This window comes from Bordetella genomosp. 9 (assembly GCF_002119725.1).
Lineage (GTDB): Bacteria > Pseudomonadota > Gammaproteobacteria > Burkholderiales > Burkholderiaceae_B > Bordetella_C.
Window position 1 is genome coordinate 76,214 of sequence record NZ_CP021109.1, and the last position, 13,560, is coordinate 89,773.

At 66.3% G+C, this 13,560-nt stretch carries 11 protein-coding genes and 1 tRNA gene; 4 read left to right on the forward strand and 8 right to left on the reverse strand.

Features of this window, described 5'->3' with window-relative positions:
* Nucleotides 1-34 precede the first annotated feature (34 nt).
* On the forward strand, nt 35-511 hold the full coding sequence (gene bfr / locus CAL13_RS00340) for a bacterioferritin (protein ID WP_086055734.1): 477 nt from the start codon (nt 35-37) through the stop codon (nt 509-511).
* 118 nt (nt 512-629) lie between these two features.
* Here the strand turns inward: bfr and CAL13_RS00345 are convergent, their stop codons facing one another.
* The 4 genes from CAL13_RS00345 to CAL13_RS00360 form a co-directional block, all read right to left on the reverse strand.
* Nucleotides 630-1,319, reverse strand: coding sequence for a hypothetical protein (locus CAL13_RS00345; protein WP_086055735.1), 690 nt, complete (start codon nt 1,317-1,319; stop codon nt 630-632).
* 192 nt (nt 1,320-1,511) lie between these two features.
* The gene (locus tag CAL13_RS00350; RefSeq protein ID WP_086071179.1) at nt 1,512-3,119 is read right to left on the reverse strand and encodes a peptide chain release factor 3; all 1,608 of its coding nucleotides are present in this window, start codon (nt 3,117-3,119) and stop codon (nt 1,512-1,514) included.
* A 39-nt stretch (nt 3,120-3,158) separates the two neighbouring features.
* Nucleotides 3,159-3,788 carry a LysE family transporter gene (locus tag CAL13_RS00355; protein WP_086071180.1) on the reverse strand — a complete coding sequence of 210 codons (630 nt, stop codon included), beginning with the start codon at nt 3,786-3,788 and terminating at the stop codon, nt 3,159-3,161.
* 57 nt (nt 3,789-3,845) lie between these two features.
* Nucleotides 3,846-5,372 (reverse strand): DEAD/DEAH box helicase, encoded by a 1,527-nt coding sequence (locus CAL13_RS00360; RefSeq protein WP_198297880.1) that lies wholly within the window; start codon nt 5,370-5,372, stop codon nt 3,846-3,848.
* A gap of 288 nt (nt 5,373-5,660) precedes the next feature.
* Here CAL13_RS00360 and CAL13_RS00365 point away from each other — a divergent pair, with 288 nt between their 5' ends.
* The gene (locus tag CAL13_RS00365) at nt 5,661-7,247 is read left to right on the forward strand and encodes a YdgA family protein (protein ID WP_086071181.1); all 1,587 of its coding nucleotides are present in this window, start codon (nt 5,661-5,663) and stop codon (nt 7,245-7,247) included.
* A 42-nt stretch (nt 7,248-7,289) separates the two neighbouring features.
* Here CAL13_RS00365 and CAL13_RS00370 read toward each other — a convergent pair whose 3' ends face one another.
* The 3 genes from CAL13_RS00370 to CAL13_RS00380 form a co-directional block, all read right to left on the reverse strand.
* Nucleotides 7,290-8,648 (reverse strand): GTPase/DUF3482 domain-containing protein, encoded by a 1,359-nt coding sequence (locus CAL13_RS00370; protein ID WP_086071182.1) that lies wholly within the window; start codon nt 8,646-8,648, stop codon nt 7,290-7,292.
* Nucleotides 8,649-8,784: 136 nt separating this feature from the next.
* On the reverse strand, nt 8,785-10,167 hold the full coding sequence (locus CAL13_RS00375; protein WP_086071183.1) for a DUF2868 domain-containing protein: 1,383 nt from the start codon (nt 10,165-10,167) through the stop codon (nt 8,785-8,787).
* A 1-nt stretch (nt 10,168) separates the two neighbouring features.
* Nucleotides 10,169-10,546: a YkvA family protein gene (locus CAL13_RS00380; RefSeq protein WP_086073443.1), complete on the reverse strand. Its 378-nt coding sequence runs from the start codon at nt 10,544-10,546 to the stop codon at nt 10,169-10,171.
* Between the two features lie 943 nt (nt 10,547-11,489).
* Between CAL13_RS00380 and CAL13_RS00390 the strand changes: the two genes are divergently transcribed.
* Both CAL13_RS00390 and CAL13_RS21075 read left to right on the forward strand, forming a co-directional pair.
* On the forward strand, nt 11,490-11,789 hold the full coding sequence (locus CAL13_RS00390; RefSeq protein WP_086055741.1) for a hypothetical protein: 300 nt from the start codon (nt 11,490-11,492) through the stop codon (nt 11,787-11,789).
* 934 nt (nt 11,790-12,723) lie between these two features.
* Nucleotides 12,724-13,347 (forward strand): hypothetical protein, encoded by a 624-nt coding sequence (locus CAL13_RS21075; RefSeq protein ID WP_157664764.1) that lies wholly within the window; start codon nt 12,724-12,726, stop codon nt 13,345-13,347.
* 33 nt (nt 13,348-13,380) lie between these two features.
* On the opposite strand, the gene CAL13_RS00400 is transcribed toward CAL13_RS21075, so the two are convergent.
* A tRNA-Thr gene (locus CAL13_RS00400) sits at nt 13,381-13,456 on the reverse strand.
* Nucleotides 13,457-13,560 lie beyond the last annotated feature (104 nt).

Below are 13,560 nucleotides of genomic sequence, written 5' to 3' on the forward strand. Positions count from 1 at the left end.
TGGTAGTCTCCCGGGATTCGGTAAGGAGTCCATCATGCAAGGCGACAAGAAGGTCATCGAATTCCTCAACGCACAGTTGAAAAACGAGCTGACCGCGATCAACCAATATTTCCTGCATGCGCGCATGCTGCGGCACTGGGGCTTGAACAAGCTCGGCAAGCATGAATACGAGGAGTCGATCGAGGAAATGAAGCATGCGGATCGCCTGATCGAACGCATCTTCATGCTCGATGGCCTGCCGAATCTGCAGGACCTGAACAAGCTGCTGGTCGGCGAGGACGTGCCGGAAATCCTCAGCTGCGATCTCAGGTTGGAACAGGGCTCGCAGCAGACGCTGAAGGAAGCGATTGCGTACTGCGAATCCGTGCGCGACTACGTGTCCCGCGACCTGCTGCAGGACATCCTGAACGACACCGAGGATCACATCGACTATCTCGAAACGCAGATCGGCCTGGTGGATCAGGTTGGCCTGCAAAACTATCTGCAGAGCCAGATGGAGTCGGCGGACTGAGGACCGCCGCGGGGCGGTATCACGCCGCTTCCATCATCGCGGCAGCGCCGGCTTCGTGTGACGAAGCCAGCGCTGCCGGGATACGAGACAGGGGGTGTTCGCGGTTACGGCGTCCGCATCAAGGACGATGCGGACACTCGGGGATGGTTCCCCACGCCTGGTTCGGCGCGCAGTACTTGTTGCGCGCATTCCATGCGCAGGTGGGACGCTGGAAGAAACCGGCGTCCGCGCATTGCGCGAGCTCACGACGCAGCGCTTCCTGCCAGCCTTTCTGGCCGGCCCCAGCCGACGCCTGCTGTTGCGGCGGCGGCATGTCCACCGATTGAATGAGCGGCTGCTGGCTGACGTTGCGCGACGCCTGGATCTGTGCGTACTGCTGAGCGGATTGCGCGGTCTGCGCCTGCTGCGTGGCCAAGTCGAGTGTGGTTACGTCGTTGGGCCCGGTCGGCAGCGAGGACTGGGACGCGGCGGCCAATTGCCGCGCCTGATCCATGGAAATGCTGTCGCGCGAAATCAAAACTGCCGGATCCCGGACGGTATCGAACAAGGATACCGTCGCCACTGTCCAGTCCGTATTGGCCGGCCGGTCGGGCACGCCCAGCGTACCGTCGATGCGCGGCTGCGGCGGCTGCGCGGTATAGGGGCGGCCGTCGGCATCCAGGATGGGTTCCTGATTCGTATCGGTTTCGTTGGGTGCGCGCGTGGCGGTGGGGGCATGCGCCACCAGCCAATCGCCGAACTGTATGCCGCCCCACGCGGAAGCTGCCAAAGCCACCAACAGCGTCGCGAAGATTACTCGCCAAGACATGCCTGAACCTCTTAGGGCCTGTTAATACTGGAAGGCGCCCCGCACCGGCTGGCCAGCCCGGAAAGCGAGCACGCAACCATGCGCGTGGCCGCGCCGTGAACGCGCGCGGCGGCCGCGCCACGCCGGCGCCACGCGCCTTGCCACTCGAGGGTTTGCGTACTCATCGCGAGGCTCCTTCTGGTCCCAGCAGCACTACGCCTTCTCGCTGAAGACCCGCCCACCGTGTTCGCGCATCGCGTGGAACTTCACATCCGGATACAGTTCCTCGGCCACGCGCAATTGTGCGGGCGAGCCGATCAGGAACGCGGCCGCGTCCACCACATCATAGGCGATATGCGCAGCATTGGCATCCATGAACTTCTTCAGCGCACGGGGATCATCCGACGTAATCCAACGCGCCATGGTATAGCGCGAAGGCATGAGGCGGGCGTCCACGCCATACTCGGTTTTCAGGCGGTGCTGCACGACTTCGAACTGCAATTGGCCGACCGCGCCCAGCAGCATGGCGCCGCCCGCGGCCACGGGCCGGAACACCTGGATCGCGCCCTCTTCGCCCAGCTGGGCAAGGCCGGTACGCAGTTGTTTCGTGCGCAGCGGATCTTTGACTTCCACAGCCTGGAACAGTTCCGGGGCAAAGAACGGCAGGCCGGTAAATTGCAAAATTTCGCCTTCGGTCAACACGTCGCCCAACTGCAACACACCGTGGTTCGGTATGCCGATGACGTCGCCCGCATAGGCCTCGTCCAGCAGCTCACGGCGTTGCGACAGGAAAGACACTACGTTGTTCGGACGCATTTCCTTGTTGGTGCGGCATACCTTCAGGCGCATGCCGCGCTCGAAGCGTCCGGAACACACGCGCACGAACGCGACGCGGTCGCGGTGCGCCGGGTCCATGTTGGCCTGCACCTTGAACACCACGCCGGTGAAGCGCGGCTCGTCGGGCTGGACCTGCCGTTGCAGCGCGGGGCGAGCACCGGGGCGCGGCGCCAGTTCCACCAGGGCATCGAGCACTTCCTGCACGCCGAAGTTGTTGATAGCCGAACCGAAGAATACCGGCGTCTGCCTGCCGTCCAGAAACGCTTGCGCGTCGAAGGCAGGCGCCGCTTCGTTGATCAGCGCGATTTCGCCGCGCGCCTGTTCGAAGGCCTGGCCGAAGCGTTGCGCGATCTCGGGATTGTCCAGCCCCTGGATGAATTCGTCGTCGTCGCCGCGGCGTTCCTGGCCGGCGCGGAACAGACGCATGCGATCCTGGCGGATGTCGAACACGCCGCCGAAGGACTTGCCCATGCCGACGGGCCACGAGAACGGCACGGCGTCCATGCCCAGGTGGGACTCGATCTCGGACAGCAGATCCAGCGGCTCGCGCACTTCGCGGTCGAGCTTGTTTATGAAAGTGATGATGGGCGTATTGCGCGCGCGGCAGACCTGCAGCAGGCGCTTGGTCTGCGGCTCGACGCCGTTGGCCGCATCGATCACCATCAAGGCTGCGTCCACCGCCGTCAAAACGCGGTAGGTATCTTCCGAAAAGTCCTGGTGCCCCGGGGTGTCGAGCAGGTTGATCACGCAGTCGCGGTACTCCATCTGCATGACCGACGAAGCCACGGAAATGCCGCGCTGCTTTTCGATTTCCATCCAATCTGAAGACGCGTGACGGCTCGCCTTGCGCGCCTTCACGCTGCCGGCGATCTGAATTGCGCCGGCGAACAGCAGCAGCTTTTCCGTCAGGGTGGTCTTGCCGGCGTCGGGGTGCGAGATGATGGCGAAGGTGCGTCGCCGCGCGACTTCTTGGGGAATATTCATAGACCGCGGATTTTACAGGTGGGGTGGCGCACCGCCGGATCAGTTCGTGCGCCGGAAGCACGCAAGCAGCAAGCCGGCCGCCATGAACAGCGTGCCGAACGCCCGGTTCATCCAGCGGATATGGACCGGGCTGCGCATCAGGCGCAGCACCTTTGCGGCAAGCAAGGTGTAGAACGCCATCGCCACGGTGTCCGTCATTGCCATGGTGGCGGCGATGGCGGCGTATTGCGGAACGAGCGGATGCGCGGCATCGATGAACTGCGGCACGACGGCCAGCAGGAAAACCGTCCCCTTGGGATTGCTCGCATTGATGAGGAAGCCGCGCAGGATCAGGCTGCGCCGCGATTCCAGCGCGCCGCCGCCATTTTCCAGCGTCACCGGCGCGGCGTCGGCGCGGAACTGCCGCCATCCCAGATAGACCAGATAGGCCACGCCAAGATACTTCACCACCGCGAAGGCGGTCTCGGACGTGGCCAGCAGCGTGCCCAGTCCGATGCCGACGACGGCCAGCTGGAAGAGGATGCCCAGGATCAGTCCCGCGGTGTTCCAGTAACCGCGCGCGAAACCGTGGCGCAGACCCGACGTCATTGCCGAAAGCGCGCCAGCGCCCGGCGAGAACGAGATCGCCCAGGAAGCGAGCATGAACGTCAACCAAGTGGAAAGCGTCATGAAGGTCTCCGGTGGTGGCGCGGCCCGCTCCTTTCGGGCGGGCGCGCCCGCGCCCCGTTATTTCGACAGCAGCGCCGAAGGGCGCGAGGCCCCTCGCGCACTAACGCCGGCGCCCGTGGCGGGCCGGTTGTGGCCGCCGCCGTTGCCGGTTCCCGCGCTACGGCTGCCCGATGGTGCGGCGCCGCCGGCGCGCGCGTTGCCGGACGCTTGCGGCCGCGCGTTGCCCGCGGGCTTGGCTGCAGCCCGGCCGCCACTGCCATTGGTCGAGCCGTTGGCATGGCGATTTCCATCCGGCCTGCCGGACGTGCGGCCGGCGCCGTTGGCGCCATGCCGTGCCCCTGCATTGCCGCCGCGGGCCGGCGCGCCGGCGCGTTGGCGGCCACCGCGGAAATTGCGTTCGTCGTCATCGTCCTCGCGCTCGCGCGCCACGTTGGCGGGCGGGGTCCAGCCTTGCACCGGTACGCGGTCGATCGGCTTGCGGATGAGTTTTTCAATGGCCTTCAACAGCTTGATCTCGCTGTTGTCCACCAGAGAGATGGCCGCGCCGGTGGCGCCAGCCCGGCCGGTGCGCCCGATGCGGTGCACGTAGTCCTCGGGCACGTTGGGCAGTTCGAAGTTCACCACCTGGGGCAGCTGGTCGATGTCCAGGCCGCGGGCGGCGATGTCCGTGGCAACCAGCACGGTGACGGTGCCCGCCTTGAAGCCGGCCAGCGCGCGCGTACGCGCCGCCTGGCTTTTGTTGCCGTGAATGGCCGCGGCGCTCAGACCGTCCTTTACCAGCGTCTCGGCCAGGCGGTTGGCGCCGTGTTTGGTGCGCGTGAAGACGAGTACCTGATGCCAGCCGCTTTCACGGATGATGTGGCTGATGAGGTCGCGCTTGTGATGCTGTTCCACTATATGGACGGTCTGCGTGACCAGTTCCGTGGCGGTATTGCGGGGCGTGACGGATACTTCGGCCGGATCCTTCAGGACGCCCCGTGCGAGCGTACGGATTTCATCGGAGAAGGTCGCGGAAAACAGCAGGTTCTGCCGCTGCGCGGGCAGCAGGGCCAGGACCTTGCGGATGTCGCGGATGAAACCCATGTCGAGCATGCGGTCGGCTTCGTCCAGAACGAGGATTTCGACGCCCGTCAGATCGACGGTCTTCTGCCCGGCGTGGTCCAGCAAACGGCCCGGCGTCGCGACCAGGATATCGACCGGCTTTTTCAACGCGGCGATCTGCGGATTGATGTTGACGCCGCCGAACATCACCATGGACGTCAGCGGCGTATGTTTGCCGTAGGTCTGCACCGATTCTTCGACCTGCGCGGTCAATTCCCGCGTGGGGGTCAGAATCAGGCAGCGAGGCCGGCCCGGGCGGCGTTGCGCGGGCTTGTTCTGCATCAGCCGGTGCAGGATGGGCAGGGTGAAACCGGCGGTCTTTCCCGTGCCCGTCTGCGCGGCCGCCAGCAGATCGACGCCTTTGAGGACGAGCGGAATAGCCTGGGCTTGAATCGGGGTGGGCGCGGTATAGCCGGTTTCGGCGATGGCACGCAGCAGGGAATCGGCCAACCCAAGGTCGGCGAAGTTCGAAATGGCAGTCAAGTACAACTCCAGCGGCAGCCTGTCGCTCAAGTTGAGAGACTCCAATCCAGGCGGACGATAAGGAGGAAAAGGGGATGGCCCGAGGAAAATCCAGGGCTGGACGCGACGGCGAATGCCGATTGGCGTGGTGTGCGGATTGGCACTGCACACGAAAGGATTGTAGCCCATCCCGCGCAGCCCCTCGGTATTGTCCTGTAACGCATTTGAAAGGCCGGGACGCGTTGGCGCAAAGGGCGGTGCCGACGCGCTACCTATAATGCCGCGTTTGTCCCGCGTAAGAGCGACGTCATGAGCAAAGCAATCCGGGTGGTGGTGGGCGTTATCGTAGTGGCGGGCGTTGGCTGGGTGGCCGGCGCCTGGTACACCGGCAAGCGTTTGGAAGAGGTCTTGCCGCAGCAGGTCGAGCAAGCCAACACGCGGCTACAGGAAGTCCTGCCCGGCAGCCATGCGACGGTGTCGCTGGTCCGGCAGGATCGCCACTGGTTTTCCACCGACGTGCTGTTGCGCGTGCAGTTCGAGTCCGGTGCGGTGTCGGGCCAGCCTGCCGCCCGCCAGGACGTGTTGGACGTGATCTCGCACATCGGACACGGGCCTTTTCCCTTGGATCGGCTCAAACGCGGGCAGCTCCTGCCGGTGATGGCCGCGGGCGTGTTCGCTTTGCAAGAAAACGATACGGTGCGGCCGTGGTTCGAACTGACGCACGGTGTCCCGCCGCTGTCGGGCAGGGCCGCGTTGGGCTACGGCCAGTCCGTATCGGGCACGCTGCGCACGGAACCGCTGAAGCTGACGCGCGACGACGCGTCGCTCGATTTGTCCGGCCTGGTGCTCGATTTCTCGCAGGATCGCGACCGCCGCACCCGCCTGCACGGGACCATGGACAGCGCCACCGTGGACGTGGCGGACGACGATAAAGCCGCCCGCCTGAAGGTCGACGGCGTGACGCTTTCCACCGACGTGCGACCCGGGCCCGCGGGCCTGCAGGTCGGCACCAATACGTTGACCGTGAAGCGGGTAGCCCTTACGCCCCCCGGCCGTCCGCCGATCACCCTCGCGGACTATACGCAGCGCACTGACGCCAGTGAGGACAAGGGTGCGCTATCCGTGCATGGCGAATACGCGGCGTCAATGCTCACCATCGGCAGCGCGGACATCGGTTCGGTGCAGGTGGCGTTGGGCGCAAGGAACCTGGCGCCGGAGGCAGTGAAGACATTGCTGACGTTGTACGGACGCATCTGGTCGCGCAGCGCCGAACAGGCGCAGCACGAAAGCGGGGAGCAGCAGGTCCCCGAGCCGGTCTTGACGCCCGAAGAGCAGGCGCAGGCGCTGGAGGCTCGCCACGTCCTGCTGGCCGCGAACCCGAACTTCTATATCGACCCCATTCTGCTGAAGACGCCGCGTGGCGAGGCGCGCTTCACGCTGAATCTCGACTTGAGCGACCCGGGTTCGCCGGACCAGCCGCTGGACGAACGCCTGGCCAAGGCGCTGCGCAAGCTGGATGCGCGCGCTGCCGTCGCCCAGCCCGTGCTGGCGGGCCTGCTTTCCGAGAACATGCGGCGGCAAGGTATGGACGCGGCGGCCGCCGATGCGCAGGCGCAGGCGCTGGCCGCCATCATAGGCAAGGCGGCGGCCGATTCGGGGTACGCGACCCTGCAGGGCAGCGACGTCGTATCCACCCTGCACTATGCGGATGGCACGGTCGACCTGAACGGCACGAAGATGCCGCTCGACCAGTTCGCCGGCATGGTGCTGCAAGGCGTGATCGGCATGATGGGGCCGCAGGACGGCGCCATGGACGAACCCGACGACCAGGCGCCGGACCAGGACGATCCGGAAGAGAACCAGGACCAGGCGCCTTCGCCGGATACGCCTCGCTAAGGCGCCTCCTTTTTTGCAAGCCGCGGGGGCCGGCGCAGCGCACTACGCCAGCCGTTGCGCCAATGCCTTGACAGTCGCGGCGCGCCGGGGGCCATCCTGGTATTCCGGCGACATCCCGCACCATTCAGGCCGGCTGCGCGCTTCCTTGATTTCCGGCGGCAGGCCGGCCTCGCGCCACGGATCCTTGTCGGCGGTATCCAGGCGCACCGGCTCTCGGGCCGCGTGGCCGCGGCGCTCCAGGGCCATCAACAACTCACGTTCCCGCAGGGCGAGCAACCGCAGCACGGCATCGTCCACGCTGAGTTCTCGCCGGCCCCGCAGCCTGGCAGCCAGTCTTTTGCCAAAACGTTCGATGCCCTGCCACATGCCGCCGGCCGCAGCACCGATCAGCGCGGCGGTTCCCAGGCTGATGCCCGCCAGCATCAGGTCCACCGTTGCGCCCGCCATCGCGCCGGCCGCGATGCCCATGCCGACCTCGATCCCCGCGTCCTTCAAGGCTTGCGGATGGAATAGATCCATGCCCCATCGCTCGCCGGCAAGGGGCAGCGGATCGCCCGCGTAGTCGTCGGGACGGAAGTTATACAGCCCCAGCAACGCGTTCACGCAAGCCTGTTCGCGCCGGCGCGCCTGTTCCCGCAACCGTTCGGTCGTCTCGCGCAGCGCGGCTTCATCGGCGTCGGACACCAGGCGCAAAGCCGCGACATCGACCAGCAAATCGGCGATCAGGTGCAGCCCGGCGTCGTGGCGTTCCCGGCGCTCGCGCGCCAACGCCGCACCGAGTTGCCGCAGCACGCCGGCATGCCGATCCAGGAGCACGGCGAGGCGGTCATAGAGCTGCTGTTCGCCGTCCAACGGCGGAGCCACCGTGTCGAACTCCAGCAGGGCATGAAGGCCCAGACGCGCCATGGCCTCGCGCCATTGCGCGGCGCGGTGCGATGGCGCATGAACGAAATTGAGCACGGGCAAAAGCGGCTTGCCGCATGCGGCCAGCAGGGCCAGTTCGTCCCGATGCTTGCCCAGCACCGGGTCGCGCGCGTCGATCACATAGAGGGCGGCGTCGCATTCCAGCATCTTGCCGAGCACGCGGGCCTCCTGCTCGAAACGGCGCTGCGCTTCGGGCGATTCGAGGAACAGCCGTATGCGATCGGGCCCGTCCAGGCGCCGGTCTCCTGCAAGGTGTTCCACGTATTCGAGCAGCGCGATGCTGTCTTCCATGCCAGGCGTATCGAACCAGGCGAGCACGGCGCGCCCGTCCAGGCGCAGTTTGGCTCCTTCCACCCGCCGGGTGGTTCCCGGACCGTCGGCCACTTCGCCGAATTCGGTATCGCGCGTCAGCGTCCGAAGCAGCGACGTTTTGCCGGTGTTCGTATGCCCCACGACCGCGATCTGCAGCATCTTCATTTCTCCAAGTCGCACCACCACGGCTGGGGAGCCGGGATTTCACCACGCCGCCACATTGCCCGCCGGGCGCCATACCGCTGCCATGCCGCATGAGGTCGGCGTACCATTGCAACGCGTCTGCGCTTCGGGGGCGGGCCTACTTTTCCAACCACCTCAATGGCTCGTCGGAATCCTGCAGGATCGCATCCGCCGGCATACCGGCTTCGATCAGGCGCTTGCGCCACACGTTGACGCGGCCGTCCCCGCCGCTTCCGGACAGCCACACCGCCGTGCGCGTCGCCTTGCCCGCCAGATCGGCGATGAGCGCCACCGTGCCGCGGTCCGGCGTCTGGCGGGAGTCGCAGGCGAGCAGAAGGCGGCGGGCCGGGGCGCCTGTCAAGGCGTCCAGAAGTGCGTGGCGTTGCTCCCGGCTGTCAAGATTGCCCGCCAGGCGTATCGACGGCGGCACCGGAGGCGGCCAAGGCATATCGTCCGGCAGCTCCAGCGCCGCCAATACAAGCTGATCACCCGTCGGCGGCATGCCGGCGGAGGCAAGTTGAAGGCTTTCGGGCGGCGGCGCGGCGCCTTCCTGCCCCAGCGGTTCGGCGGGCGGCGTCAATCGCGCTCGCAAGGCGGCATAGCCCGGCAGCGCCATATCGATGGTTGCCCGGCGCAGCGCGGCGCGCAGCACCAGCATGCTGATCGCCCATGCCACAAGCCGCGGCAGCGCGCCATAGACGGCGACCAGGCCGATCAGCCACCATCCCCATTGGGCCTGCGCCTCGGACGGCAGCGCATGGACGCCATCGCTCAGCCGCACCATATCGGCATCCGGCGACGGGAATCCCAGTTGGTCGGGCAGCCACCCGATTACCCGGGTCAACGTGACGAAGGCATCCGGCGCCAGCAGCGTTGTGGCCCAGGTGAAGCGATAGCTCTCGGTGGACAACACCGCCAGCAGGGTGGCGAGCGCCGCGACCAGCGCGGCCAGCCAAACCATATGGCTGATCGCGCCGAACAGCCATCGGGTTGCGCCAGCGCGCGCGGCCAGGGTCAGCAAAGCCTGCACGGGCAAAACCGCATCCGGGCCGCGCGCCAGCCGGCGTGTCGCCCACAACCATACCCGCCCCAGACCCGCGGCCGCGATACCGGTTCCCGCAGCGAAACTGAGCAGCCACAAGAAGAACGTCAAGGCATGCAGGCCCAGCAGCGCGCCGACGGCCCACACGATGTTCACGACCCGGGAGCCGTCTCCGAGCGCGGTCCATGCGGCGCCGGCGCCGGCCAGCACGCCAAGCAGCAGGAGCGCGCTCGCGGCCAGGCGCGCGCCGCCCCGCCATTCCGCCATGCGGCGAGACAGCCCCTCCCGATCGGCAATCAGGCGGGCGCGGGCAATGACGCGCGCTTCCACCGGGCCGGCGGCATGCCGGGCCTGACGCACGGCGTCCTGGTCCTCCAGCGGTCCCCAGTGTTCTTCCCGCAACCGAACGGTTTCCGCACGCCACAGGTCAAGGAAAGTGGCGGATTCAGACGCCGCCATATCACTCTTGCATGGCGCCTGGCACCCCGTGTCCGGGCCCGAACCACTGCAGGAGCTTGGCGGCCGCCTGCCGCTTGACGTCGTCGCCGATGTAAAACGCGACCGTTGCCAGGGCGGCCGCCATGACGGCCACATCGTCGGTGTATCCGGCGCCTGGGATAAGGTCAGGCAGTGCGTCCAGCGGCAAAACGAAATAGCCAAGCGCGCCGTAGATGACGCGCTTGGCCCATTTCGGCGTCTTGGGATCCTGAAGCGCGTAGTAGAGCCACAAGGCTTTTTCCACCGCCTGCCGCCCCGCGCCCTTGGCATGCCGCGCCAGTTTGCGCCAGAACCGGGGGGCGGTGTATGCGGCTTCGTACGAAGGATGCGCTTCCACCATGAAGTCCTCTGTGAAAAATGCCGCGGCGCGTGGCGCAGCGGGCAGACCGGGCCATTTTACCGGGCGGCCGGCGCGCGGGGCGCCGGGTCGCCGGCCCAAGGCGCCAACATGACGCAAAAACGTTGCTTTTTCAATGAAGATGACGCACAATGTCGAGTTGGCGGCAGATATGCGCAGGAAGCTGCGCATGGATGCGCCTGTTGTGCACAGGGGACTGCCCAAAGGTAGCAAAAGGTTACCAAAGGGCTACCAAAAGGGTGCCAAGGGGCTGCATACGGATACGGCGTGGCGCAATCGCCACCTCCGCGGTGTCAACCTGGTGGTTGACTTCAGCACCTTTTCCCTGTCCCTCCGCGCTCGCGCCTTGGGCGGCCTTTTTCAGGCTGTCCGCCCCGTAGGCGTACAAGCACCCGGCGCTCGGCCGGCCGACATCCGGGCTGGCCCTGTTTTGCGGGGCCGGCGCCTTCTTCAACCACCGTATCAACGTAGCGCTTCCGCGGGACTGCGCCGCAATTCCGTCGCGCACTGTTCGACACATCCCACTTGTCCGCGGGCGCGCTTTACTGCCTTGTCGATGCGTCCGATACGCCGGGCGGCCATGCCCGGGTTCGCGACGGCGCTGCGGCCAAGGGTGGCCGGCACAAGCGCGGAATCCGGCCAGGGCTGGCTGCCGGGACAGCGGCGAATCCGCAGCCGGCAGGGCTCAGGCCCGCTTTTTGCTACAGGCCGGGTCGGCTTGTTCTCGCCCACCTGGGCGAGGACGCCTAAGCCATACGCAGCAATGATTCGGTCATGACATTCGGCGACGATGTCATGATCGTGAGGCCCGGCGCCAAATCACAGCTGCGAATCGCACGCGTGTCCGTCAATGCGGGTTTCGGCCTGCCGGACGTCGGCGCGAGTGCGTGAATTTCATGCTTCACCGCTTTGGAAAATAACGACAATGACATACTCGACTCAACCTCCTCTCGTACCTCGTGCGGACCACGCACTGGACGGCACGCCCATCCACGTGGGCGACATCGTGCACCTGTATCCCGCCGACGGCTCCGTCATCAAGGCGCGCGTGATCTATAACGCACCGTTCAACGGCGCTACCACCTACACGACGGACCTCGTCACGCGACGCGCGGAAAACGGACGTACCCAAAAACTGCGATTCCGCTTCCGCCATGAGCACGTGCATGGGATCGAACCCGTGCGGCGTGCGGCGCAATCGCCCGCATGCCAGGCCCAGGCCTGAGCCGTTCTGCGGCGAACCTCCGGTTCGCCGCAGAACCTCGTGTCGGTTGCTCTCCCCGCGTCCTCTGATCTCCCGCCTTTGTCAGCGCCGCGATCGCGGCAGCCCTGGACAGTCATGGCGCCGCTTGCCTCGTGCGGCGCACGCTCCGCCACCTTCTGTTAGTTCGTCCGTTTCTCCCATCGCGCCGGAACCGCTGCCATAGGCCCGAGACCGAAGGGCACTCGCGGGCGGCGCAAACGCGCCATCGCGCCGGGCAACCCGAAATCCTCGGCGCGCATATACCCGCCCCTCGCGGCGTGACGCCATGCCGCGGATCAAGGAGACGCGACATATGCAGGTGGGTAAGACCCAGGACCAGAACCTTCCGTACTTGACCGTCATGACGCCGCTGCCGGGAGGCAACGGCGTCCCCTCCGCCATACGGCATGCCTTTTCGCAAAGCAATGAAAACCTGCCCGAGCAGCGCGCGGGCCGAGGCCGTCATCGTCGCCCCTTATCCCTGCGGTCCGGAGCCGGTGTGTCGGCCGGTGTATCGGCCGGTATATCGGCCGGCATATCGCCGGCCACCCGCCATGTCGGCGGCGCACAACGCGCCGCTGGACACGAATCGCACAGCGCGGCCGAGTTTTCCATGACGCCGCGGTCCGCGCCGGTTTCTTCCCGGAGCGCGATCGGATACATCCTGCCCGTCGTGCCCGACGCTGGTCTGCCATCATTCCCGCCTTTGCCGGTTTTTCCGGAAGACCTGTCAGCCACTTCTTCCCCTGGTGCGGCGCCGTCCGCCGCGGCCTCGTCAGGATGGAAAGCGCTGGCCCGGATACAACAGGCGCTGACGTCCATCGCGCAACGTGTACGGGCGTGGGCTGCGCCAAGCGAAAGCCAGCGTGCGCTGCGCGGCGAGCGTTTGCGGGAGAAAGTCACCAACGCGGCTTACGTGTTCCTCAACGCCATGCATTCTGGCGAGCCGCTCGACAAGTATTTCGCCAAGCTGCGGCGGCAAGTCAGGCGGCTGGACAAGCACGCCGGCCAGTCGCAAGGTGTCAGCTTCGAAAGCGCGCGCATCCTGAGCGAGGTTGCCCGGCGGGTGGCGCGGATTCGCGAGGGCGCGGTGGAAAAGATTCTGTCGTTCCATCGCGAGGCGCTACTGTTCGACGTTTCGGACAGCGACGATTTCCGTCACGCCGATCGCGTGCTGCTCGCGCTGGAATGCCATATGTCGCCCGCGATCTCTGTGTACGGGCACCCCATGCGGCGCATCGCGAGCCTTGACGTCAACGGTCCGGGCGCGCCGAGCGAGCTCCGTGAAGCCTTGGAACAGCTGCTTTTCAACGAAAATCAGGCATCTTTGCGCAGCCAGGACGGCTGGGAGCGGGAGGGGCCGCTCGGGACGGCGGTGGTGCGCCTTCCGTATCGGACCCTGGTGCGTCTGGATGCCGTCCTGTCCCAGGACCCGCCGCTGCGGGCGGCAGGGCCGGCCAATGGATCAGGGATGCGGGCCTATGACGACTTGCTGGATGACATCGCCCTGGCTGTCCGCAGGAGGCTCTCGCTTGCCTGAGCCTTGTGCCTGGCGGGGCAGGGGGAAGGATGATGGTGCCGGCTAGAGGAATCGAACCCCCGACCTTCGCATTACAAGTGCGCTGCTCTACCAACTGAGCTAAGCCGGCCAGTCCGCATCCCAAGGGCTGCAGGCCCTGGGATGTCGGCAAGGATGCACGAAGACGTGCATTGTATACGCGGCGGCAGGCCGCGTCGGCAAGGAAGCGCCGCG